This window comes from Bradyrhizobium sp. USDA 4011 (genome assembly GCF_054063415.1).
This window is the reverse complement of the sequence record NZ_JBSSGG010000002.1, coordinates 155,536-179,589: the sequence shown is the minus strand read 5'-3', so window position 1 is coordinate 179,589 and position 24,054 is coordinate 155,536. Positions and strand designations below refer to the sequence as shown.

16 protein-coding genes and 1 pseudogene are annotated in these 24,054 nt (G+C 60.1%); 9 read left to right on the top strand and 8 right to left on the bottom strand.

Features of this window, described 5'->3' with window-relative positions; all coding sequences use genetic code 11:
• Positions 1-276 precede the first annotated feature (276 nt).
• The 6 genes from ACVW1C_RS41175 to ACVW1C_RS41150 form a co-directional block, all read right to left on the bottom strand.
• Positions 277-2,085: a glycoside hydrolase family 17 protein gene (locus ACVW1C_RS41175; protein ID WP_245269299.1), complete on the bottom strand. Its 1,809-nt coding sequence runs from the start codon at positions 2,083-2,085 to the stop codon at positions 277-279.
• Between the two features lie 1,365 nt (positions 2,086-3,450).
• Complete coding sequence (locus ACVW1C_RS41170; RefSeq protein ID WP_080672079.1) at positions 3,451-4,134, bottom strand: cytochrome c3 family protein; 684 nt, start codon at positions 4,132-4,134, stop codon at positions 3,451-3,453.
• A gap of 209 nt (positions 4,135-4,343) precedes the next feature.
• On the bottom strand, positions 4,344-5,546 hold the full coding sequence (locus ACVW1C_RS41165; RefSeq protein ID WP_080672080.1) for an OpgC domain-containing protein: 1,203 nt from the start codon (positions 5,544-5,546) through the stop codon (positions 4,344-4,346).
• A 132-nt stretch (positions 5,547-5,678) separates the two neighbouring features.
• Complete coding sequence (locus tag ACVW1C_RS41160) at positions 5,679-8,873, bottom strand: efflux RND transporter permease subunit (protein ID WP_028133056.1); 3,195 nt, start codon at positions 8,871-8,873, stop codon at positions 5,679-5,681.
• Positions 8,870-10,315: an efflux RND transporter periplasmic adaptor subunit gene (locus ACVW1C_RS41155; protein ID WP_080672102.1), complete on the bottom strand. Its 1,446-nt coding sequence runs from the start codon at positions 10,313-10,315 to the stop codon at positions 8,870-8,872. Before ACVW1C_RS41155 ends, ACVW1C_RS41160 begins: the two co-directional genes overlap by 4 nt.
• A 91-nt stretch (positions 10,316-10,406) precedes the next feature.
• Positions 10,407-10,799, bottom strand: a complete 393-nt coding sequence (locus ACVW1C_RS41150) for a FixH family protein (RefSeq protein ID WP_028133057.1) — start codon at positions 10,797-10,799, stop codon at positions 10,407-10,409.
• Between the two features lie 656 nt (positions 10,800-11,455).
• Between ACVW1C_RS41150 and ACVW1C_RS41145 the strand changes: the two genes are divergently transcribed.
• Positions 11,456-12,262, top strand: a complete 807-nt coding sequence (locus ACVW1C_RS41145; RefSeq protein WP_454652794.1) for a flagellar hook-basal body complex protein — start codon at positions 11,456-11,458, stop codon at positions 12,260-12,262.
• A gap of 285 nt (positions 12,263-12,547) precedes the next feature.
• Entirely contained in the window at positions 12,548-12,721 is a 174-nt protein-coding gene (locus ACVW1C_RS41140; RefSeq protein ID WP_155253173.1) for a hypothetical protein, read from the top strand.
• Between the two features lie 176 nt (positions 12,722-12,897).
• On the opposite strand, the pseudogene ACVW1C_RS41135 reads toward ACVW1C_RS41140, so the two are convergent.
• Positions 12,898-14,478: pseudogene (locus ACVW1C_RS41135) on the bottom strand (oleate hydratase); the annotation flags it as partial.
• Positions 14,479-15,132: 654 nt separating this feature from the next.
• Complete coding sequence (locus ACVW1C_RS41130) at positions 15,133-16,536, bottom strand: MBL fold metallo-hydrolase RNA specificity domain-containing protein (RefSeq protein ID WP_049819849.1); 1,404 nt, start codon at positions 16,534-16,536, stop codon at positions 15,133-15,135.
• Positions 16,537-16,878: 342 nt separating this feature from the next.
• Here ACVW1C_RS41130 and ACVW1C_RS41125 point away from each other — a divergent pair, with 342 nt between their 5' ends.
• From ACVW1C_RS41125 to ACVW1C_RS41095, 7 genes are all read left to right on the top strand, one after another.
• Complete coding sequence (locus tag ACVW1C_RS41125) at positions 16,879-17,460, top strand: RNA polymerase sigma factor (protein WP_080672081.1); 582 nt, start codon at positions 16,879-16,881, stop codon at positions 17,458-17,460.
• Positions 17,461-18,104: 644 nt separating this feature from the next.
• Positions 18,105-18,596: a hypothetical protein gene (locus ACVW1C_RS41120; protein ID WP_155253174.1), complete on the top strand. Its 492-nt coding sequence runs from the start codon at positions 18,105-18,107 to the stop codon at positions 18,594-18,596.
• A gap of 62 nt (positions 18,597-18,658) precedes the next feature.
• Positions 18,659-19,573 (top strand): LOG family protein, encoded by a 915-nt coding sequence (locus ACVW1C_RS41115; protein ID WP_049819850.1) that lies wholly within the window; start codon positions 18,659-18,661, stop codon positions 19,571-19,573.
• A 43-nt stretch (positions 19,574-19,616) separates the two neighbouring features.
• On the top strand, positions 19,617-20,069 hold the full coding sequence (locus tag ACVW1C_RS41110) for a four-helix bundle copper-binding protein (RefSeq protein ID WP_028133063.1): 453 nt from the start codon (positions 19,617-19,619) through the stop codon (positions 20,067-20,069).
• A 382-nt stretch (positions 20,070-20,451) separates the two neighbouring features.
• Positions 20,452-21,429 carry a hydrogenase small subunit gene (locus tag ACVW1C_RS41105; protein WP_028133064.1) on the top strand — a complete coding sequence of 326 codons (978 nt, stop codon included), beginning with the start codon at positions 20,452-20,454 and terminating at the stop codon, positions 21,427-21,429.
• On the top strand, positions 21,413-23,206 hold the full coding sequence (locus ACVW1C_RS41100; protein ID WP_250173152.1) for a nickel-dependent hydrogenase large subunit: 1,794 nt from the start codon (positions 21,413-21,415) through the stop codon (positions 23,204-23,206). The genes ACVW1C_RS41105 and ACVW1C_RS41100 overlap by 17 nt, the downstream gene beginning before the upstream one ends.
• Positions 23,206-24,048 (top strand): Spy/CpxP family protein refolding chaperone, encoded by an 843-nt coding sequence (locus ACVW1C_RS41095; RefSeq protein ID WP_028133065.1) that lies wholly within the window; start codon positions 23,206-23,208, stop codon positions 24,046-24,048. The genes ACVW1C_RS41100 and ACVW1C_RS41095 overlap by 1 nt, the downstream gene beginning before the upstream one ends.
• The last annotated feature ends 6 nt before the right edge of the window (positions 24,049-24,054 follow it).

The following is a 24,054-nucleotide window of genomic DNA, read 5'->3' as shown; positions in this document are numbered from 1 at the left end:
TGGCACGGCATCAAACGGGGAGCAGGGCTCCCGCGGGACCGATTTAGGTGCGCGAGCCTGGGCGCGACCCTGTCATAGTCACGATACCGCCCAGTGTCACCAGCGCTTGCGTTAAGAGATTGTTCCAGGCCATTCGCAAGAATGGCCTGACCTGAGAACGATAGCAGCATACTTGCGCAACACACCGCGAGTGGGTGCTCGCCACACCAAAGCACCGAACGCAAGTAGTGCTGCCGTTGGATGATGTGCCATGAAGCTACAGGACTCTCGCCATTCTCAGGCACGCGCGCGCCACAGTGTAACAGCCAGCAGTACATACGCAGCGCAAGTCCACAACGATTGCCAATTGGCCGGCCCCTCGTTGAACCCTATGTAGATCGCCGCTCCAAGAAAAACGCCGGCAAAAATCGATTCCGCCAAAGGGCGGTTTCCTTTCCTCGGGGGATTGAGCGCCGTCATAGCCGCAAAAGGCACCGCCGCCATGGTCAGCGCCGCGAAAGGAAAGTCAATGAATCGTGGATCAAACACGAGGCCGAGTGCGGTCGCCGTGCCGATCACGACGATTACGATCAAGACCAATCCGTGCATGATCGCCAGCAGCGATTCAGTCCGGTAGCCCCTCGGACCCAGCACGTCCAGAAAACTCGGCGACGGGCGACCCGACATAAGGGCGTTGGCGCCAAAAACCGGCGAAGCAGTTGCCGCGGCCAGAAGCGAGCCCCACAGAAGCCAGCCTCCCGCTCCGTAACTTTCATCGAACATCTTCTGGGCGGCCACCCCAAACAGGATTCCGGCTGTGCTTGCCGATAGTCCGACCGCAAGCCATGAGATGAGCCGGGGCTCCCCCGGCTTGCGGCGCAAGGTCAGCCAGGCCGCGCCGAATACGAGGACTGCCAGCGCCATTCCGCTGTACATTTGCAGCTTCCAGAGCGGAAAATTGCTGATCGGAATGCCGGGCGGATATTTCAGCGTGCGCTGCACGGAATCGAACAGGCCCCAGGAGCCGCCGACCGTGCCCTCGATGTCTCGCTTCCACGATTCATCGTAGGCCTCGAACGGGTTGACTCGGAAATTCTCGCGCCGAGCGAGATCGAGGACCTCGGAGACCACACGAGCCTGATTGACGCGCGAGGGCAGCGCTGACTCGCGCATCCGCCCCTCGCTTGGCCAGCCAATTTCTCCGATCAGGATTTCCTTGCCCGGAAAAGCCGACGCGATCCGCCGGCGGATGGTATCGACGTGCGCGGCAGCAAATTCGGCCCGGATCGGCACATTTTCCCAGTACGGCAGGATATGAACCGTGACGAAATCGACCGCGTCGTAAAGTTCGCGGTTGCTCAGCCAGAACTCCCAGACGTCGGCATAGGTGACGGGAACGGCAACCTGCGCCTTGACCGAGCGGATCGTAGCGGCGAGATCGGACGCGGTGATGTCATGACGCAACAAGGTCTCGTTGCCGACCACGAGCGCGATGATGGTTCCCGGAAACTGTTTGGAGAGGCGTATCGCCGTTGCGATCTGCGTCGCATTCTTCTGCCGGTCCTTATCAAGAAAAATGCCCTGAATGACCTTGAGGCCGGCCTTGGCCGCAAGTTCGGGAATTTGATCGAGACCGAGATCGGTCGCATAGGTGCGGATGCAGTCGGATATTTTCGCAAGCTGGACGAGATCTTCCGCGATCTGTTCGCGCGACACTTGCGTCGCTGGCGACAATGACGTCTGACGGCTGCGGAAGGGCGCGTACGATATGCATTGTAGCTTGTTGTTCGGATCGATCGGTGCGCGCACCAAGCTGACGGGTGTGCCCAGCCACCACCACACCGCGGCGACAACGCCGAGGGATATCAGGAGAAGCGTCAGCGGCGCGCGAAGAAAAAACGGGGGCCTCCTTACAGAACTGATGCGCCAGGCTTCTTCAGTGTGCGAGTCGGCACGCCGCCCACCGTATTTCGGGAGTGCGGTCGCGGGCAGCCGCCAGGCATCAGTTCGGTTCTCAAACAGCATATTGAGATGCCCTAGAAGGTGGCGCACCTTACCGGCGACGTTCCGGACATAGTTGATCCGGATCAACCCACGATTGACCATTGTTATCGCCCATTGCCGTCGGCTAGGCCCTTCCCACTTAGAGAATGCGAAGAAATGTCGGGGCGCACTCTACACGACAGAACCCGCATTTAATGGCAGCGACATAATGCCGCCGGCCCACACCGGTATCGGCCTGCTGATCATGAGCACGACAATCTGCCGCGCCGCTCCGTCGCAGATACAATGCTCCTTTCCGCAGGATCATCGTGATGACCTGGGATGATGCGTGTGGGGCGCAAGCTTCATGGGCAACGGTCGAAACCGGCTGGAACAAACGCCGGGATGATGGCGGGATGGCTGCGACTTCGCCGTTGTGAAGACTCCCGTGGGATTGCAGATGCAGCTCCCTGATCCGGTCGCGGCCGTATTGATCGCGGACCGGCTTGCCATCCGTGAGGCGGCGGCTCCCGGTTCCCTTGGCGAAAAGCTGGCGGTCCAGGATCTCGCCCCGAGTGGTGTCGGATCATCCAGCCGAGGTTCTGCCTCAGCTTGTCATAGTTGGGGATGGAAATCTGGCAGGAGTCCGCAGCCATCAGCACTTTCGAGCCGGAAAAGGCGCGGTTCCACTGGCTCGCCGTCTCCAGATGGGCCTCTCGACCTTCGAGGGCGCGACGCGTCGCGCAATCCTTCTCGCGTACTGTTGCGGCAAGCCCGAACAGGTACTCCACACGGTTCTGCTCGCACCGCGCCATCCCTCGCGCGCAAAGCGATGCTGCCCGCACTGGGTCGATGTCCGAGGAGCGCAGCTTGGCTGCCAACAGATGCCGACTGCAGAACACGCAGAGCGGTCGATAACGCAGCAATCGGAACAGCCATGGAAGAAGCGTCCCTCCTGATGCCCGTACGGCGGGCCGTCGGTGGCGTCGAAATCGAGGATGATCCTGCGCCGGCGGTCGCGTGTGCGCTTCCAGGAACAGCGCACGGGCAGCGCCTCGATCCCCGCTGCATCATGGGCGAGCCTCTTCCTATCCAGCGCGAGAATAGCCGTTCCAGCTACAAGACGGTGCCGAGGGGACTGCTCAAGATATGGATTCGCCGCTTTTCGGCGTCCTCTTTCGCTTTTTGGCGTGAATCTCATCGTGAATGCTCCCTTTGAGAGCCGGGCCAGGCGAGGTTAGGACTTTCGCCGGCCTGCTCTGTCTCGCCGGCAAGGAGCATGCCGATGCTCCGGCTTCTGTAAGCAAACCGTTCAGGAAAAACGCCGATATGCCTTCGCAATCTCGCTCGCATTAACCATGCAACACTCGGGATGCCAGTCAATCAGGCTTGGCCCAGCATCTTGCGCTGCGACACATTGCGCTTCTGCATCATTCGCTCTGCAAGAAAGACCGCAAAGATGCTATCCGTCATAGCCATCTTTGCGGACTAGTGATGCTTCAGCCATCCGATATCTTTGATGTCATTAAACGAGTCGGTTCGGTGACAAAGATGACACTGGTTGACTTCAGCATGCTCTTGACCGGTGATCATGCGGTCCATCATTACGAAGTGCTCCATGTAGTGGCTGGGCGGAGCCTGATGGCATTGGGCGCAGTCCTTCGATGTCACAGACGGATGAACGTAGCCCGCGACCTGCCACGCGGTAGTTTCGTGGCACGCCGCGCAGTCCTTTCCGAATAATTCGCGGTGCGGATCCCGATTGCTGTGGCAGTTCATACAATCGAGGCCGGTTCTCTGCTCTGACTGCGAAGCAGGAATTCCCAAAACGCCCTTGAGGTCGTCGACCATCTCTCGGGAGATGGAGAGATGTTGCGGCTGGCCAGCCGGCGAGCGAGCGGCTATTTTTAACAGCGCGGAATGATCCATCGTGATCAGTCGGCCCGTACCCTTATGTTCGGGGTGGCAGTCGCGACATTGCTGTGCAGAAGCGTGGAAGGCGGTCGACTGCTTGCCTAAATCGCCCGCTGCGGTCGCATGACATGAGATGCAGGAGGCCGCCTCGATGCCGCGCAACGGGGTATGGCATGCTTCGCATCTTCCGCCGATAAACTCATGCTTGGCAGAGAGTGGCAGCGGCTGAACAGCGCCCGCAAAATTGGCCGTCACCATCGAACCACTTCGATATAGTGGGATGCTGATAAGCCCTGCCGCAAAAACTCCGGCCGCGATCAGCCCGACATAGAGAGGCGCGAACCTCACGATCGTTCCCTCGGTGTTCGAGAACGTCGCCTCGTGTAGAATTCTTCAACGCCATCAGCGAGAGCAAGCGCCGCCTTCTTCGCTCCAAGCTCTGTGCCTCTGAGCGTCTTCATGCCATTCTATCCCTTCGTGGCGCGCGCTTCGTGATGCGCGGACTTGTCGACGCGCTTCGACCAGGACCTATAGTACGCGATAGTGGTTAGTATCCAAAGCCCAGCGACCCCCACGATGAGCTGAGCAATCATGCCATCAGAGGTCAACTCAAGGACGACATGCGCCAAAAAGGAGAGGAATACACCAACGCAAAAGACCTCAAGCGATTGCTGACCACACTTGATCAAGGGCCGCAGCACCGGCGATGTTAACACTCGCGCGTGCGAAGGCAGGAAATGGACGACGACGAGCGCAAGGCTCAACAGATGCAGAACGCGATAGGGCGCCAGATTCGTCTTGTCATTCGGCGTGAACAGTTCGAACAGTGCGTCCGGGAAGAGCTCTCGCAGCAGAGGGATCGGCTGAGCCAGCGTCATCAGAAGACCGAAGATCAAAAAGCTCATGCTGACCGCGAGCGCAGCGCGCGACCTCACCAGAAACTGCACGGTCTGCGCCCCGCCCACAGCAAGCCAGCCGCCCAGAAAAAAGACGAGCTGCCAGGTAAACGGGTTGAAGTACCAAACACCGGCGGGATAGGACGGCAAGTTCCACTGGAAGTGGCGCGCCGCGAGGTAAAGCAACACTGAGCCGATCAGCACGCCGTTCCGGAAGCGCAGCATCAGCCACAGAATGGGTGGAAACGACGCCATCAAAACGATGTAGAGCGGCAGCACGTCGAGATTGAGGGGCTTGAACTTCAGGATCAGGCCCTCACCCAGCGTCTCCACCGGATGGTCCATCAAATTGCGGACATTGAACTGGTCCATCAGGTGCGGCACGTCAAAATTGTGCGCCAGATAGTGCACCGCAACGGTATAGACCAGGAAGATGAGCAAATGCGCTACATAGAGCTGCCAGACCCGGCGCATCAGGCGCGTGGCACCAATCAGGAATCCACGCTCCAGCATCATCCGCCCGAAAACGAGCGTGGCGGTGTAGCCCGAAATGAACACAAACAGATCCGCACCATCGCTGAAGCCGTAGTTGCGCGTCGTAAACCAGGAAAGGACGGCATCCGGGATGTGCCCGAGGAAGATCGCCCAGTTTGCGAAGCCCCGGAATAAGTCCAGCCGCAGGTCCCGCTGGCTGGTGACGAAAGCCGCCCTCACCCGCGTCCATCCTCTCAGCGCGGACTGGCTTGCGCCGGCTTCATGAACGCCATCGTGCACGGATTCACCACCGCAGCTGATAGGTTGAGAGACACGAGCGAGCAGGCTCGGGGGATGATGATGTCGCTGCCATGTCTTTCGAGAGCCCCTCAAGTTCAGGCGGCAAACTTGTAGTGTCCATTACGGATGGCCTCATTCGGCTGGCTCGGGAACAAGGCGAATACGGGCAGTTGGCTTGCTGACCGACGGACGTCCCGGCTTCTGGTCGCGATCTTCATCAGGTAATCCAACACCCCGGACTAGGCCAAAAATGGCCGGGATGACGATCAGCGTCAACAAGGTCGATGAGATCATGCCTCCGATCATCGGCACCGCAATCCGTTGCATGATCTCGGACCCCGTCCCCGTGCTCCACATGATCGGGAGCAAGCCTGCCATGATGGCGACGACGGTCATCATTTTCGGTCGCACCCGCTCGACGGCGCCTTCCATGATCGCAGCGTAAAGATCGTTGCGAGTTAATGCGCGACCTTCGAATTCCCGCTTGATCTTCATCTCGGTGAGTGCGTGATTGAGGTAGATCAGCATCACGACGCCGGTTTCAGCTGCGACCCCGGCCAGTGCAATGAAGCCGACGACGACCGCAACCGACAGGTTGAAGCTGAGCCACCACATCATCCAGAGCCCTCCGACGAGCGCGAATGGCAGGGACAGCATCACGATGGCGGTCTCAGTGAGTGAGCGGAAGTTGAGATAGAGCAGGAGAAAAATGATGGTGAGCGTGACCGGGACGACGATCTTCAGCCGCGCGGCGGCGCGCTGCAGATATTCGTATTGGCCACTCCAGACCACATAATAGCCAGGCGGAAACTGGACGCTTGCCGCTACCGCCTGCTGGGCATCGGCGACATATCCGCCGATGTCGCGGTCGCGGATGTCGACATAGATGTAGGTCGAGAGCTGTCCATTCTCGGTCCGGATCGATGTCGGACCGCGCTTTGTGTCGACCGTTGCGACCTCTCCGAGCGGCACCGCGCCACCGGCCGGCATTGGCACCAGAATATCGTTTGCGATCGCCTTCGGATTGTCCCGGAGATCCCGCGGGTAGCGCAGGTTCACCGTAAAGCGTTGCCGCCCCTCCACTGTGGTGGTGACGGCTTGGCCGCCCAGCGCACTGGCGATCGTGTCCTGGACATCCTGAACCATCAGGCCATAGCGAGACAGCGCCACCCGGTCCGGATTGATCTCCAGGTAATAGCCACCAAGGCTGCGCTCCGCGTAGGCGGAAGACGTGCCGGGCACCGCCTTCAGCACCGGCTCGATCTGCTTGGCCAGCCTGTCGATCTCGGCGAGGTCGGTGCCCATCACCTTCACACCGATCGGCGTGCGAATTCCGGTCGAGAGCATGTCGATCCGCGCCTTGATCGGCATGGTCCAGGCGTTGGAAACGCCCGGGAATTGGAGCGCCTTGTCCATTGCTGCAATCAGGCTGTCGATCGTCATGCCCGGACGCCACTCCTCCTTCGGCTTTAGATTGACGACGGTCTCGAACATCTCGGTCGGAGCAGGATCGGTGGCGGTCGACGCGCGGCCGGCCTTGCCATAGACGGAGGCGACCTCCGGAAACGATCGAATGATCCGGTCCTGCATCTGCATCAATTCGGCCGCCTTGGTCACGGAAATGCCGGGCAGGGTCGTCGGCATATACAAGAGTGTGCCTTCGTTGAGCGCAGGCATGAACTCGGTACCGAGCTGGCGGGCCGGCCATAGCGTCGCAGCGAGCACGGCCACCGCGAGCAGGATGACCAAGATCTTGGCGCGCAGCACACCTTTGATGATGGGCCGATAAATCCAGATCAGGAAACGGTTGATGAAGTTCTTGTGCTCGGGAACGATCTTGCCCCGCACAAAAATCACCATTAGAGCGGGCACGAGGGTCACTGATAACAGGGCTGCGGCTGCCATCGCGAACGTCTTGGTGAACGCAAGGGGACTGAACAGGCGCCCCTCCTGCGACTCCAGGGTGAAGATCGGCATGAACGAGACGGTGATGATCAGAAGACTGAAGAACAACGCCGGACCAACTTCGGAAGCTGCATCGATCAGGATGCTGATGCGCGACTGGTCTGGCTCGGCGCGCTCCAGGTGCTTGTGCGCGTTCTCGATCATGACGATGGCGGCATCCACCATCGCGCCGATCGCGATTGCGATGCCCCCTAGGCTCATAATATTCGAGCCCAGCCCAAGCAGCTTCATGGCTCCGAACGCCATCAGCACACCGACCGGCAGCATCAGTATCGCGACCAGCGCGCTGCGGACGTGCAGCAGGAACAGCACGCAGACGACGGCAACCACAATGCTTTCCTCAAGCAGGGTGTGCTTGAGCGTATCGATCGCGGCATAGATCAGGTTGGAGCGGTCATAGACCGGCACGATCTCCACCGATTTCGGCAGGCTGGTTGCGATCTCGCTAAAACGCTTCTTGACATTCTCGATGACGTTGAGCGCGTTCACGCCGAAGCGCTGCAGCACGATCCCGCTCGCGACCTCGTTTTCACCGTTCAGTTCGGTAATTCCGCGCCTTTCGTCAGGTCCGAGTTCGACCCGCGCGACGTCACGCAGCAGAACCGGGGTGCCGTTGCTGGTCTTAAGCACGATGTTGCCGAGGTCGTCGATGCTCTTCAGATAGCCCTTGCCCCGGATCACATATTCAAATTCCGACAACTCGACGGTGCGGCCGCCCACATCCGTGTTGCTGGCGCGGATGGCCTCTCGAATCTTTTGCATGCTGATGCCGCGATCGCGCATGCGCTGAGGATCGAGGACGACGTTGTACTGCTTGACAAAGCCGCCGACGCTTGCGACCTCGGCCACTCCTTCGGCCTTCGCCAGCGCGAATTTCAGATTCCAGTCCTGGAGTGTTCGCGTCTCGGCGAGATTCATCTCCTTCGAGATGACCGCGTACTGGTACACCCACCCCACCCCGGTCGCATCTGGCCCGATGGTCGGCGCAACTCCCACGGGCAGGCGGGAGGCGGCACTGTTGAGAAACTCGAGCACGCGCGAACGCGCCCAGTAAATGTCGGTGCCATCCTCGAAGATCACATAGACGAAAGAGACGCCGAAAAAGGAGAACCCGCGCACCACCTTGGACTTCGGCACTGTCAGCATCGCCGTGGTCAAGGGGTAAGTGACCTGGTCCTCCACCACCTGCGGCGCCTGACCGGGATATTCGGTGTAGACGATCACCTGCGTGTCGGACAGATCGGGAATTGCGTCCAGAGGCAGGTGGATCAGGGCATACAGCCCCGCAGCGGCTGCAAAGCCGGTGCCGAACAACACCAACAACAGATTTCGTGCCGACCAGGCAATCACACGGGAAATCATTTGTGGTCTCCCGTGTGCTGCGTATGCCCTGAGGTGTCGCTTGCATCCGAACTTGTCGCCGCCTGTGCAAAGCTTTTCAGAGCGGCTTTGAGGTTGCTCTCCGCATCAATTAGGAAGTTCGCCGTTGTCACGACAGCTTCGCCTTCGGCAAGGCCGTCTCTGATCTCGGCGTATCCACTGCCCCGTCGGCCTAGCTTGACCTCGCGCGGCTCGTAGCGCCCCTCCCCCTTGTCGACAAGAACGGCCTGTCGGGTGCCGGTATCCAATACCGCACTCTCGGGGACCGCGAGCGTAGGAGCTGAACTTGCGGTGTCGATTTCGGCATCGACATACATGTCCGGAAGCAGTGCAAAATCGGAGTTGGACAGTTCAATTCGCATGCGGGCTGTGCGGGTATCCCGGTTGACCTGCGGATAGATCACGCTGATGGTTCCGGTAAACGTCCGGCCAGGGAAGCTGCGAGCCCGGACATTGACGGGCTGGCCGACCGCGACGCTGCCGAGGTCGCGCTCGGCCACATCGACCAGCGCCCAGACCGACGAAATGTCGGCGATCCGAAAGAGTACGTCGCCGGGTTGCGCGCGCATTCCCTCAACCGCGTTTCGTTCAAGGACTATACCGTCTCGCGGCGCGGTCCATTCGATCGTCACCGGCGCAACGCGCGTCTTGTCCATCGACGAGATGACCCGCTCAGGAACATCCAAATTCATCAAGCGTTGTCGCGAACCCCGGCCGTACTCCTCCACACCTCCGGTGGTTTTCGAGGTGATCGTTGTGAGGTACTCCGCAGCGGCAGACGCGATTGCCGAACTGTAGATTTGCATCAGCGGCTGGCCGGCCTTCACGCGCGTGCCGGTTGTGACGTCAGCGATCTTCTGCACGAAGCTCTCGGACCGCATTGCAATGACCGAGACACGTCGCTCGTCAAGTTGGATAGTCCCGGGTGCCCGTACCGGCGTGCGCATGATCCGATGCTCGACCGGCTCGGATTTTACTCCCGTACGCTGGATTTTGCCCGGTGAGAGCTTGATCGAACCGTCGTCCGGCTCATCGCCCTCATAGACGGGCACATAGTCCATCCCCATGGGATCTTTCTTGGGTATCGGCGAAGTATCCGGTAGGCCCATGGGATTGCGATAGTAGAGAATCTTGCGCGGCCCGTTCGCGTTTTGAACCTGAGCCTTTTTCCCCGGGGGCTCGAGTGATGGCTCCTGATCGTCATAGACTGGAAGATAGTCGATCCCTCGCTGGTCTTTTTTGGAAGCGGCCGACCATAAGGGCGCTCCGCTGGGATCGCGGTAATAAAGCACCGAGCGCTCGGCGGCGGATGCCGGTGGCGCCGGATGCAAGAGTTCTTGTAATAGCGGCTGTTGGGCCGACCAGTAGCTGGCCGCGCCCAGCACGATTGCGAGCGCGAGCTTTGTCATGATGGAGTGTTTCATCGTCGTTACCTTGGAAGGAGGGCTGTGAGGCGTGTTGAGCTGCATCAAGAGGCGCAACGGCTTGACGGCATTTCGCATTCGAAATGCGCGCCTATTTGCTGGCCTTGATCACGACCTTGCCGGTCACCGTCTCCTGCTCGCCTTGGACCTTGGCGGCAACACTCAGCTGATAGCGTCCTGGCATCGGCAAATCAGCCGTGAACGGATAGATACCTGGCTCCTTTGACGGTAAGGCCGTCACTGGGGATTCCATTTCCGCCATTCCGTCCGGCGCCATATCGACCCGCGAACGAAAGATCACCGCATCAGTGACTGGGTTTCCGGTCGCCTTGTTGATCAGGCGGACCGCAATGGGGACGTCCTCCCCCTTTTTCACCTCCGCGCTTACAGGTTCGAAAACGTAATCGCTGGCCGCGGCCCAGGCGTGCTCAGCAATGGCTGTTGTCGCGGCAAGCGCCGCAACGGCTGCAATCTTCCACTGCATGGTTTTCCCTCTCTGACTGTCGCGATAGTGCGTCACGCGCGGGCGCGAACGGGCTCCCGCGGTTGCAGTGCCAACAGTCAGATGCGAGGAGGCTTGAAAGGGGGACTTCCGCGGTGGAGCGAAGCGACCTGATCCAGCGGGGTCGGCAGCCGATCGCCACTGGCTACTGGGGGATTGAACCAGAAGGGTGATGCGAAACCGATGCTAGCTGCTTGCGCCGCGCAGAAGGCCATCGGGCATTGAGCCTTCTGCTGGTCGCAAGGCTTGACGTCGATGTCATCTTGACAACATCCGTCCTCGCCCGCCGAGGACCCCGCCATCGTTTGCTGCCCCGCCAGTACGTTCATGGGTGCGGCAAACCCCACCGTCGGTAGCAGCGCCACCGAGACGGCGATGATCAGGGCAAATATCGGCCGAACAAGGCGCATCGCGTTTCAACCACCTGCGTGGCCATACTGAGAGAGGCAAGAGATTGTCAAGATCCTCCTTTTAGGAGATTAAGGATATTCCCTCGGACGTTCCTTGATCCAGCTCAAACCCCGGTGCTTTCTCTACCCTGTCCGCACTCGATCACCATAGGTGGAGCGCCCACGACTTTCCCGGACAGAAGTGATGCGCCCCGGCGTAGCGATCATCCGTGTTGGTCGAAGCCGCCATTGACACCGCGCCCGACCTCAACTCAGCTCGACGTGGCTCTGATTCGCACCGGAAGTTTTCTCGTCATGGGTGGGACGACCCTGATTCACCTGTCGCGGCTGATCTCGTTGCAGCGCAAGCTCGATGTCACCGCGCAGAACGTGGCAAACCTCGATACGGTTGGATTTCGGGCGCGGGAACTGTCGTTTCGTGAATACCTCAAGCCGGAGAGAGGTCTGAATGAAGCGGCGCAGCGAGAGCGACCGCTCTCGCTGCCCGACCCACGATTTCAATTCACCGACGATTCCCAAGGCGCCACTGAATTGACGGGCAACCCGCTCGATGTTGCCATCAATGGCCAGGGGTATTTCGTAGTACAGACCGAGCGAGGCGAGCGCTTCACGCGAAACGGCGCGTTCACGATTGATGGCAGTGGCCGTCTCGTGACGCTGGAAGGACAACCTATCCTCGGCCAAAACGGTCCACTGCAGGTCCCGCCCAACCAAGGGGGATTGGAGATCTCGCCTACTGGGATTGTCAACACGAAGCAAGGCTTCCTCGGTCAGCTCCGCGTGGTCCGCTTCGAACGGCCGCAGTTACTTCAACCCATCGGCGGGACTCTATTCAGGTCCGACGACCCGCCTTCTGACATCGCTCCGCCGGCTATCACCCTCACGAGCGGCGCCTTGGAGAAATCCAATGTGCAGAGCACGCGCGAAATGAGCCGCCTTGCGGAGATTACCCGAACCTACGAGATGGTCGGCAGATTGCTCAAGAGCTCGCAGGATGCCGACGACATCAATAAATTGGCAAATGTTCCCGAATAGCCATGGCGCCGTGAGCAGTATGGTCCATGCCGCGTCGATCGCGCGCCGGAGTAGAGCTGCGCTGATCGTCGCGCTGTCGTCGGCCAGATTGCGTGCCTGGATTGTCTCCTCGCAGAGCAATGAAGCAGCTCCCGTAGCGGCATATTGCCGCGGCTCGCGCTTGCGAGCCGCTCCAAACATCTTCAAAGTCTAGTCCTATCGCCGAAGACCTGAATTCTATGGGTTCGTGACGATAAAGCTGAGCACTAAATTAAAGTGGCATTTTCAATCATTCTGACGATGCGGATGGCGACGCGCCTGCGACAAGGCGCGGAGACAGCCGGCCTCGTCACCTACCTCGTCAGCTTTCCGCGCGCGATCCAACGCAGCCCGATCGTGGGCCGCCTCGATCTTTGCCCGCGCGTCGGCCTCGGTCGCGGACCTGATCGTGGGCTGGCGATGCATCTGCGCACGCACTGACTGGTGTGCGGACCAACCCCGCGCCGCAAGGTCGGCAACCGCGCTTTCGTAAGCCGCGATCTCCTGGGCGCACTGCCCGGCGTGCGCCGATCCAGCAACTGGAAGCGCGAGCGCAATTGCACCAAATAGATGGGCGAGTCGCATTGTCATCCGACACCTCGCATTCAGCGGTTAAGTCAAGCAAACGCTTTCTCAACGGTCCTCAGTAGCACAGCCGGTGACTTGTCGTGGCGGGTCACCGGCGGAATCGGGCGATCGATCTTCATGAGTTGATAGACCGCCATCTGCGCCGCGCGCACCGAGTACTCCACGGTGAAGACGACGTCGTCGGGAATCTCCACGAACTGGCTGACGAAGGCGAGGTTGACCGAGTTCTTCGGCACCGGCAGCGGCCGGTCGGTGAGCGCGCGCGGCATGAACATGCTGGTGATGTAGGGCATGCGGCAGGGAATGCAGATCGCATCCTCGAACACCGTGCGATCGAAGTTCAGGTGCCCGCACAGCTCGGTCAGGATCTCGGCGCCGTTGCATTCCGACATCGGCTTGGCGACGAAATTGCCGACGCGGTCGGGATGCAGCGCATAGCCCCAGAACACCTGCACGTTTTGCGGCTGGTTCACGAAATGCGGCTGATGATACAGCACCACCGACATCAGCCAGTTGGAATCCTTGAAGGTCACGAGGCCGCCGGTGCCGGCCGTGTTGCCGGAGAAGGCTTCCATCTGGTCGAAGAACCGGCTGTCACGGCAGGTGACGGTGAAGGACAACCACCAGGATTCGGGGATCGAACTGTTGAACGCGGCCGGGTTGCCGAATTCGGGATGTCCCTTCGCGATCTTCTCCCAGAGCGCCCAGCCTTGGCTGTCGGCCTTGGTCAGATGCGTCGGCGGCTCCGTCATCGAGCCAAGGCTCGAGGCATCCGTCATCGAGCCGTTCTGGAAGAACACGAGGTCGCCATCCTCGAGGCGGATCTCCGCCGTCCGGCCGTCGCGGTTGAGCACGAGCTGGCGCACGCGCAGTTTCTCGCCCTCCCGTTCTAACGCCATGTCGACCACACGCGTGTCCTGCACGAACTGCACGCCATGTCGCTTCAGCCAGTCGGTCAGCGGCCGCACGATCGCGTCGTATTGATTGTAGACGGTGCGCTTGACGCCGCCGAGCGTTTCGATGCGCGGGAACTCGTTCATGAAGCGATGCAGATAGCGCTTCAGCTCGACCGCGCTATGCCAGGGCTGGAAGGCGAAGGTGGTCTGCCACATGTACCAGAAATTGGACTCGAAGAATCCGGGTGACAGCCAGTCGGTGATCCGACTGTTGCCGAGCGTCTCCTCGGAGGTCTCGACCAGGCGCAAGAGCTCCAGCCGGTCGCGGCCGGAAAAGCCCATATGCGAGACGTCGACCTTGAAGCGATTGCGGTCGACGAGACGCGCGCGGGAATTGGCCCTGTTCTCCTCGTTGAAGGCGACTGTCTCGTCATGCACGCTCAAGCCGGGACGTTCGAGCGAGGGGATCGACGACAGGAGATCCCAGGTGCATTCGTAATGATCGGTGGTGAGCATGCGGCCGCCGCGCAACGTATAGGCGCCGTTCGGAAGTTGCGCGCCGTCCAGGCTGCCGCCGAGCGCCGGCAGCGCCTCGTAGATCGTGATGCCGCGTCCGGCAACGGCGGCATCGCGGATCAGAAATGCCGCGCCAGCAAGCGATCCGATGCCCCCGCCAATGAAATACGCCTTCACTGCTTGCCTCGATTGCCGTTCAGAGTTGTTTGATTATTGCACCCGAATGGGGTGTCGGGGCTTGCGGTGGATCAAGGTTTATCGGCTCCCCGGAATATCGGGTTGAAACCCGAAGCTACGTGGGATTCTTCTCGATCGGCCGCGCCTGGTTGCCGTTCCTATCGCCCAACCGTGCGGATGATGACGTGCCACCATAATGGTGACATGTATGCGTATTGCATGGAGAAGCATCAGTGACCAACGATGTTGGTTGAAGCCATTAAGGCTGCGATCGGGTCGGGGAGATGTCGTCCATCACCACGTCGGCTGTGCGCGGCGTGGTCGCTCTTGGTTTCGGCAAGGAAGGCAAGAACTCCTCCTAAGACGATTTGCCGTGCCCGAGGCGAGCGAGGCGCTGACCGAGGAGTGCTTCCATTCGATGTCACCTACAAGGGGAACACCGCATCTGGGTTCAACTTAAAGGGTGATGGCGACGATGAACATGTTGGAAACGACACGAGCTCAGTCGCCCGCTGTGCATGCGGGCCTATCCACGGATTCCACACAGTCCATGCGTTTCAAACGAGGGCCGATCGACTGGATCACCGCACTGCCGATTTTGCAAAGCAGCGATCACAGGAGAGCGAGCGAGGTTCGGACGTATCAAATGACCAGGCGCTCGCCGAGTCGGCCGTATCAGGAACGTTTTGCGCGGGCGGTTGCAATAGGCTTGGGTGGAGAAAGGACGGCGACCTCCATCCGCGCCGGGACTGTCGCGCTCCAGCCAAGCTCGCGCTCAATGCGAGAGCGCAATGCATCCGACGCAGCGGGCTCGCCGTGCGTGATGAATGTCATGCTAGGGGCGGACTTGGCGGTCCTCAGCCATGCCAAGATTTCCTCGGCATCCGCGTGAGCCGACAGCGCGCTGATATTCCTGACTTCGGCTCGGACTGGAATGTCCTCGCCGTGGATCCGGATGGCTCTCGCACCCGCCATCATCGCCGCCCCGCGCGTCCCTTTCGCCTGATAGCCGGCAAACAGAATCGTGCTTTTCGGATCGGACGCAAAGCGCTTGAGGTGGTGCAGGACGCGTCCGCCGGTCGCCATCCCACTCGCGGATATGATGACCTTGGGTATCGCCATGGCGCCCAATCGCTTCGAATCTTCCACGCTGCGGATGTAGGTCGCCACCGCGCACGAACTACGGCATTCGGCTTCTGACAGTTTGTGATCCCTTCGATGATGACAAAAGATCTCACTGGCATTGACCGCCATCGGGCTGTCGAGAAAAATTGGGACGTTTGCGAGCTTTTCGGCCGCCTTCAGACGTTCGAAGTAGAACAACAGGCTCTGCACCCGCCCGACCGCAAAGGCTGGTACGACGACCGTTCCGCCCCGCCGAACGGTGCGATTGACAATGTCGTCGAGTTCGCTCTGCGGGTCGGCTTGCGGATGCTGGCGATCGCCATAGGTTGATTCGACGACGACATATTGCGAATCGGGACGCGCCTCAGGGTCAACCATCAGCGGATCATTGAACCGCCCGAGATCGCCAGAGAACAGGACACTCACCCCGCCCCATTCGACTTGGAGCGATGCCGCACCCAAAATGTGTCCGGCGCGCGAGAGACGCAGCTGCGCGCCGCCGGGCAACGTTTGAGTCTGATGAAAGGGAATGGTCCACAGCTGCCGCAGCGCAGCTTCAGCATCTTCAACCGTGTAGAGGGGCAGAGCCGGCTTATGGCGAGAAAACCCGTGGCGATTGGCAAAATGCGCATCGCTGTCCTGGAGATGCCCAGCATCGCGCAACAGGATCTCGCAGAGGTCGGCTGTTGCCTCACTACACAGGATATCCCCTCGAAAGCCGCCCTTGACCAGCTTGGGAAGATAGCCGGAGTGATCGAGATGGGCGTGGGTCAGCATCACGGCCGAAATGCTTGCCGGATCGACCGGAAATCGCGACCAGTTTGCCTCGCGGAGTTCTCGTTCGCCTTGGAACAACCCACAGTCGATCAGCAGTCGTTGCGATCCGTTTTCCAAGAGATATTTGGATCCCGTGACCGTGCCAGCGGCGCCGAGAAAGCTCAATTTAATGCTCACGGAAAGGTTCCCCTCAGAACTCCAAGTCCTCTTAGATCGTGATCGAGCTGCTTTTGCCGGCGTGCCGGGTCTTGCGCTGCAATCGAACAAACACACCCTGCATTAGCGCCCATCACACAAAGTCGTCAGGCGCCCAGTTGCGCACACGGCCGAACGCGCGGAGCAGCGTCAGAACCAAACGATCAAAAATCAGGGACGCGGCGGAAGCGCGATCCCTCCTCTTCTCAAGTTTCTTTAAAATGTATCTCGGCTTGCGCTCGTGTTTGTTGAGCTGTATCAAGCGGAAGCTGATTATTGTTTTCCTTTAAGCACGGCCCCGTCACATTCAAGCTTGGCGCCAAAATGTCAGAGAAGCCGTCCGCTTCGCCCGCTCCTCAGACGACCTCCTCTCCGCGGCAGGCCGTCGTCGGGGACGCGCTATCTCGGGGCTATGATCGTCTGAGAGCTTACCTTGTCCGCCGGCTTGGAAATGCGGCCGACGCCGAGGATGTTTTGCATAGTGTCATTCTTCGCGCGATGGAGAAAGCCGAAGCGCTTCGCGATGAAGGTGCCGTCCATGGCTGGCTCAGCCGCATCGTCGCGTCTGCTATTGTTGATCACCAGCGCCGCCAGGCATTCCGCCGCCGCAATGAGAACGACCTTCTGCTGCAACAGGGTTCGCCGGAACCGATTGGCGACGAGAGCGAGGCCGCGGCGTGCGAGTGCGTTCACCTGATTTTGCCTTCGCTCAACACGGAATATGCGCAAGTGATCCGCCGGATTGACCTGGAGGCCGAGGATAGGCTTGCGGCCGCCGCCGCCCTTGGGCTGACAGTCAATGCGCTGACGGTTCGGCTGCATCGCGCACGCGGCCAGCTCAGGCAGCGATTGCTCAAGATGTGCCGGTCCTGCCGCGAGCACTCGTTCCTACGTTGCGGTTGCTAGAAGATCAGCTTTCGACAAACTCTCGAATGTGCAGGAACCTCGCTGCGACCTAACCCCACTCTCTGTGGGGCGAGCACCGGCAAGCAGCAAGCAGTAAATTCCACCGACCGCCAACAGGGCAAGTTTGGGAACACGGAACGAAGCGCCATCACGGCGAAATATCGCGACCATTCTATACTGCGAAGGACGACAGTTGGCTATCGACAAAGCTGGGGAACGCAAGGTCCGGATAGCTTGGCCTGGAGACTTGACCCGAGATGATGGAATGCAAAATAGAGGGGCGCGGCGCAGACGACAATTCCATGCGCGTCGGCAGACCAGCGTGCCCGCAGGGACTCTGCCGGCAGGCTCGTCGTTACCGTCGCGGCAAACGAGCCCATACCAAGGAGCGTTACGAATGAGCTGTGGTAAGGCCTGCTTCACGACTTAGGGTGAGGGCAAAATCATCCTTTAGATTTCGTGGCGGACCGCATTGGCCTGCAGTTCAGAGCAACTTTCGATGCTCGCATTTGAACGATGTTCGCTGGAACTCGTTACAGATGTGACCCGCTCCTTGTTGAGCTAGATCAACTTTGGCGGGCGCTCGGCGCTTTAACCTTTAGCTTAGGGCTGCGGAGCCCTCTCATCGAGAATAAGGAATTCCCATGTCAAACTCGTTCTCAAGAATCGCAATCCCAACCGCCATCGCGGCAGCGATGGCATTGTCCTTTGGTGCTGCGCTGGCTCAGTCCCAATCGGGGCAGAGTGGCAATCCGCCGACGCAAGCTCAGCCAGGCCAATCCTCGGGGGCAGCAGCCGATCAACCGAAAACTGGGACCAATTCCATGCCTATGCAAGGCATGGAGCACGGTCGCATGATGCGCGACCAGGGTCAGAAGATGATGCATAACGACCAGTCCCAGACTGGCAATCAGCCGTCGACCACGCAAGCTCAGCCGGGGCAGCCCTCGGGGACAGCGACCGATCAACAGACGACCGGAACGACTTCCGCGCCGCAAGGCATGGAGCACGGCCGTATGATGCGGGACCAGGGCCAGAAGATGATGCAGAATGATAAGAACATGGAGCATGGCCAGATGGGAACTCGCCCCTGCGGACCGGGGCAAACCCAGACACAGAACTCCGGCTGCAAGTAGGATCCCACTCCCGCCCGTCCCAGCGAAAGCCGGGACGGGCGGCGGGAGCGAAAGTGGGCGGAATGACCGAAAATAATTCCTCGCAAAAAGCGACGTCCGACGGTGTTTCGCAACCCGATTCCGGGCTTGCTTTCTCCCAACGAAACTCGTCTTCATACATTCTGCCCGCCTTGGATCAAGACTTCCTCCTAGGCGACTCGATGCGAGGCGTACGGTTTCTGCTCGAATACGCCAAGGCCGAAGAAGCGCTACGAAGCTGGGGCGTACGATCGACCATCGTGGTCTTTGGATCAGCGCGCGTGCGGCAGAACGGGCCTGGAAAACACGCCGACTGGTATGAACAAGCTCGTCAGTTCGGCTTGATAGCGTCGCAACGTGGCGGCGCGCTGACCGACAATGGTGGCGTGCGTGACAACGTCATAGCGACCGGCGGCGGGCCCGGTCTTATGGAGGCGGTCAATCGCGGCGCGCATGACGCTGGCGCTCCCTCTATCGGCTTTAACATCACGCTCCCGAGGGAGCAAAAGCCGAACCCCTACTCGACTCCCGAACTGACCTTCCAATTTCACTATTTTGCGATGCGCAAGATGCATTTGGCAATGCGCGCCAACGCCTTGGTCGCCTTTCCCGGCGGCTTTGGCACGTTCGACGAACTCTTTGAAATTCTCACGCTGCGTCAGACCGGAAAGTCGCCGCCAATCCCGATCGTCCTATTTGACGAGAAGTACTGGCGCGCGGCGGTTAACTTCGATGCGCTGATCGCCAGTGGCACGGTCGACAAGTCGGACTGCACGCTATTCCGTTTTGCCGAAGATGCCGAGGAGATTTGGAATGAGTTGCTGTCCTGCGGATTGGGCGTGCCTGGCCTCTCGTGCGCGGCGTCGCGCTATCACCACCTGCTCGACGGCCGATCGACAACTTCCGCCACGACAGTCGCCAGCCCCGCTCCCCTCGGCTCTGCAACGAGTAGGCGTTAGCCGTCCATGAGTCGCTGTCACGATTAGGACAGGAGATTTAGTCATGTGGAATCGACGTAACCTCTTGGGATCCTGCCTCGTGTTGGCCGCATCCAGCGGCATCGCCCGAGCTCAGGCGCCGGGTATGCCGGGGATGGGAATGCCGGGCATGGGACAGAGCCCAATGACCCGAGAGAGCTGCATCGATATTTGCATCAAGTCGCACCGCATGTGCCTTGAGACGGCGCGATATTGTTCCGAAAAGGGCGGCGCCCACGTCGCGCCCACGCATTTGGCGCTGCTGCTCGACTGCGCCGAGATGTGCCAGATGACGGCCAACTCGCTGATGCGCAGGTCGCCGCAGCACGGAGCGATTTGCAGCGCCTGTGCGCAACTGTGCGATGCCTGTGCCAACGATTGCGAGACCATCGCCGGAGACGAGCAAATGGCGCATTGCGCCTCGCTCTGTCGTGACTGTGCTCGTGATTGTAGAGCCATGGTGAACATGCCGATCTGATTTGGGAGACAGCGAAGCACCAGTACAGTGCATAATGGTCCCCGGCCCGGGGCCTCGCCGACCGGCCCGCCCGCGAGCGCTCGACCGGGAATAAGCTTCTGCGCATCCCGAGCCACGAAAAGTTTCATTCGTCTTCCGCAATCGAGCTCGCTTGGGATAGCTGATCAACCATTCACCCTTTGCCCCGTGTTGCTATTGAGCAACGCGTCGACGGCACCAGCAGCTCACCCTCGTTCACTGTAATAAAAAGCGACCCTTAGCGTCTTATCTTAGCGAGTTGACTCGCTCGAGTTCGCCTCACTTTCGAGACAAGTTTCGGATCGCTTTGGCTCTTGCGGGGCATTTAGCGCCAAGGTAGCATTTTCGGGGAGGCTACGCGGCAATGGAAGCACGGGACAACCATCCAACGCTGCTGGACCATCTTCGCCGTCAAGGCGTGTCGCGGCGTGATTTTTTGAACTGGTGCGCCTATACGGCTTCGATTCTTGCCCTGCCGCCGAGCGCAAGCCAAGCGATCGCACAAGCGCTTGCGACCAAGCCTCGCCCCAGCGTCATCTGGCTGTCCATCCAGGAATGCACCGGCTGCAGCGAGTCGATTCTGCGCTCGTTCGAGCCGACGCTCGAAAGCCTGATATTCGATCAGTTTTCTCTCGACTATCATCATGTGCTGCAGGCGGCCGCTGGAAACGCCGCCGAACAGGCGCGCGACAGGGCGATTGAGCAAAACTTCGGCAAATACGTGCTTGTGGTTGACGGCGGAATCCCGCTTGATCCGGATGGATATTACTCCACAACCGGCGGAAAGAGCGGACGCGATCTCGTGCGCGCTGCAGCAAAAGGAGCGGCGCTCATCATTGCGGTCGGCACTTGCGCCACTTATGGGGGCATCCCTGCAGCCTCGCCCAACCCGACTGGAGCGGGCGGAGTTCACGATGCCCTGCGCGAGCTCGTCGACAACACGGAGGTCGCGGCTCCCATCATCAACGTTCCCGGTTGTCCGCCGGTCCCGGAGGTGATGACCGGAGTTGTGGTGTATTTTCTCACTTATGGGAAACCGCCTGATCTCGACAATCTGGGACGCCCCATTCCATTTTTCGGGCGGACCGTTCATGACGATTGTCCGAGGCTGCCCTTCTTCAATCAGGGGCTGTTCGCCAAAAGCTTTGACGATGAAGGCGCCCAAAAGGGGTTTTGCCTCAAGGATCTTGGTTGCAAGGGACCCACGACGTTCAACGCATGCACGACGGTGAAGTGGAACGAGAAGACCAGCTTCCCGATGTTCTCGGGCCACGGCTGCCTAGGCTGCGCCCAACCGAAATTCTGGGATCGCGAAGGCGGCTTCTATGGCAAGGTCTTCTAAGAAGGTAGACGAAAAGCCCACCGCTGCGGCCAAGAATGCGCCCGCCGCGCAGCCTCGGCGAATTGTCGTCGACCCCGTTACTCGAATCGAGGGGCACCTCAGAATAGAAGCGGAGACGGATGCTCAGGGCGTGATCACCCGCGCATCCAGCTCGGGCACGATGGTGCGCGGCATCGAATTGATCCTGAAGGGGCGTGATCCCAGGGATGCGTGGGCGTTTACTCAGCGTTTCTGCGGCGTCTGCACGGTCGTCCATAGCATCGCCTCGATCCGGGCTGTTGAGTACGCACTCGGCTATGTGATCCCGGAGAACGCGCAAATCATCCGCAATCTGATGATTGCCGCGCAATATGTGCATGACCACGTCATGCATTTCTACCATCTGCATGCGCTCGATTGGGTCGACGTGGTTTCCGCGCTCAAGGCAGATCCCGCCGCGACTTCCAAACTGCAGATGAGTTTAAGCCCATGGCCGAACAACTCGCCGGCGTATTTCGGCGGAGTCCAGCAGAAGTTGAAGGGTTTCGTCGAGGGCGGTCAGCTTGGAATCTTTGCGAACGGGTACTGGGGTCATCCAGAGTACAAGCTTCCGCCAGAGGTCAATCTGCTCGGGGTTGCGCACTATTTGGAGGCCTTGGCCTGGCAACGCGACGTGGTCAAAATTCACGCCATCTTCGGCGGGAAGAACCCCCACCCCAATTTTGTCGTCGGCGGTGTCCCCTGTGCGATTTCTGAAACCTCGCATGCAACCGCGGTGAATGCAGAAAATCTGCGTCTCGTAGGCCAGGTCATCGGCAAGATGCGGGAGTTCGTCGATCAGGTCTATTTGCCCGACACGCTTGCGATCGCCGGATTCTACAAGGACTGGACAACGCGAGGCGAAGGCGTCGGAAACTTCCTGTCCTATGGTGAATTTCCGACCGGGGTGGGTGCCGCCGAGCGAGCGACCTTGCAGTTTCCCGCCGGGGTCATCATCAACAGGGACCTTTCGAAGATACAGCCGGTCGACTTTGAGGACCCGACGGAGATTCAGGAATTCGTCGCCCATTCCTGGTACAGCTATTCGGCAGGCAAGCAAGTCGGTTTGCACCCCTACGACGGCGAAACGAAGCTCGAATATACGGGACCGAAGCCCCCTTACGAGCAGCTCGATGTTGACCAGTCCTATTCATGGATCAAGTCGCCGCGATGGAAGGGTCTGCCGGTCGAAGTCGGGCCGCTTGCGCGTGTTCTGATTCTCTATGCAAGCGGAGAGGTGCGGACGCGAGGACTCGTCGACCACAGCCTCGGACGGTTGGGACTTCCGATCTCCGCCCTGTTCTCCACGCTGGGCCGCGTCGCTGCCCGCACCATCGAGACGAAATTGATCGCCGACATGATGCCGGGCATGTACGATGCGCTGATGGCGAACATCGCGCGCAGCGATCTTCGCACCTTCGATGATGTGCTGTTCGATCCGAAGACCTGGCCGAAGAAGGCGCGTGGCGTCGGCATGATGGAGGCGCCTCGCGGCGCACTGGCTCACTGGCTCACGATCGAGGAGGGACGGATCGGCAACTATCAGGCCGTCGTCCCCAGCACTTGGAACGCCGGCCCCCGCGACGCCCAAGGGCGAGAGGGGCCCTACGAGGCGGCGTTACGCGGCCACAAGTTACAGGATGCTTCCCGTCCCTTGGAGATCTTGCGCACGATCCACAGTTTCGATCCGTGTCTGGCCTGCGCCGTTCATGTCGTCGACCCAAACGGCGAAGAACTGGTTCGCGTGAAGGTGCTCTAATGCTGAATGCGAACAAGACAGCGAGGAAAGACCGGCAGCGGCGACTGAGCGTCTTCTCATCGGTCGCCATATTCGTCCTGACTCTGCTTGGTTGGCAAATGTCCCCTGTCCTCGCCCGCCCTGGGAATGGCTATGGCGACTTGATCGACAACTATTGCATCGAACGTGGCCGCTTGCGGGTCCGCGCGCACCAGCCGCATTGCGCGATGTGCCACCACCTTGGCACCTTCGACACGTCTCCCGAACATCGAATCGAACCGAACTGGAACGAGTTCATCAGAGGACGAACAACTGGCGATTTCGGCTTCTTCTGCCCAGGGGGGACCGATAGCACCCAAACGGCGCGCGTGCCCGGAGAGAAGTTGCCTCCGGGGCCTAAAAGCGCAACGGCAGAAGCCGCTGAGAACTCGACAAGCCCAATGGGTATGCCGCCGGGCCCAAGTCCATCTCTGCCGACGCCGGAGGGCGCGCAACCCAATACTGCGTCCTCCGAGAGTCAACCGAAGGTGAATGCGCAGCCGGCGACGTCAGACGAGGAGCTGTCTCGGGAGATGGCGGCCTTACATGATGCGGTCGGGATCACGACGGCACAGGAGCCGGCGTGGCTCGACCTCCTCGACGCAGCCGCGCGCGCGCTGCAGCGTCCTTCCGGTCCTGCCGAAGCTGCCACCAAGGACCCGGTGACGTTACTCAAGGTTCATGAGCTGCAATCATCCAAACACGTGGCGAGCATGCGCGCCGTTGGGCTCGCGCTTGCGCGCCTCAATGCGAGCCTTTCGGATCAACAGCGCCAGAGGCTTGTCGAGGGGCTCAGACCGATCCTGGCCGCCATCCCACCGTAGATCGTC

What these genes read in the sequence shown, in the direction of transcription:
- ACVW1C_RS41170 (WP_080672079.1), bottom strand. Translation starts at nt 4,134, where the DNA reads ATGGTGACGGCCAATTTTGCGGGCGCTGTTCAGCCGCTGCCACTCTCT.
- ACVW1C_RS41175 (WP_245269299.1), bottom strand. Translation starts at nt 2,085, where the DNA reads ATGGTCAATCGTGGGTTGATCCGGATCAACTATGTCCGGAACGTCGCC.
- ACVW1C_RS41115 (WP_049819850.1), top strand. Translation starts at nt 18,659, where the DNA reads ATGACCGAAAATAATTCCTCGCAAAAAGCGACGTCCGACGGTGTTTCG.
- ACVW1C_RS41125 (WP_080672081.1), top strand. Translation starts at nt 16,879, where the DNA reads ATGTCAGAGAAGCCGTCCGCTTCGCCCGCTCCTCAGACGACCTCCTCT.
- ACVW1C_RS41155 (WP_080672102.1), bottom strand. Translation starts at nt 10,315, where the DNA reads ATGAAACACTCCATCATGACAAAGCTCGCGCTCGCAATCGTGCTGGGC.
- ACVW1C_RS41120 (WP_155253174.1), top strand. Translation starts at nt 18,105, where the DNA reads ATGTCAAACTCGTTCTCAAGAATCGCAATCCCAACCGCCATCGCGGCA.
- ACVW1C_RS41150 (WP_028133057.1), bottom strand. Translation starts at nt 10,799, where the DNA reads ATGCAGTGGAAGATTGCAGCCGTTGCGGCGCTTGCCGCGACAACAGCC.
- ACVW1C_RS41140 (WP_155253173.1), top strand. Translation starts at nt 12,548, where the DNA reads ATGGCGACGCGCCTGCGACAAGGCGCGGAGACAGCCGGCCTCGTCACC.
- ACVW1C_RS41110 (WP_028133063.1), top strand. Translation starts at nt 19,617, where the DNA reads ATGTGGAATCGACGTAACCTCTTGGGATCCTGCCTCGTGTTGGCCGCA.
- ACVW1C_RS41095 (WP_028133065.1), top strand. Translation starts at nt 23,206, where the DNA reads ATGCTGAATGCGAACAAGACAGCGAGGAAAGACCGGCAGCGGCGACTG.
- ACVW1C_RS41160 (WP_028133056.1), bottom strand. Translation starts at nt 8,873, where the DNA reads ATGATTTCCCGTGTGATTGCCTGGTCGGCACGAAATCTGTTGTTGGTG.
- ACVW1C_RS41100 (WP_250173152.1), top strand. Translation starts at nt 21,413, where the DNA reads ATGGCAAGGTCTTCTAAGAAGGTAGACGAAAAGCCCACCGCTGCGGCC.
- ACVW1C_RS41105 (WP_028133064.1), top strand. Translation starts at nt 20,452, where the DNA reads ATGGAAGCACGGGACAACCATCCAACGCTGCTGGACCATCTTCGCCGT.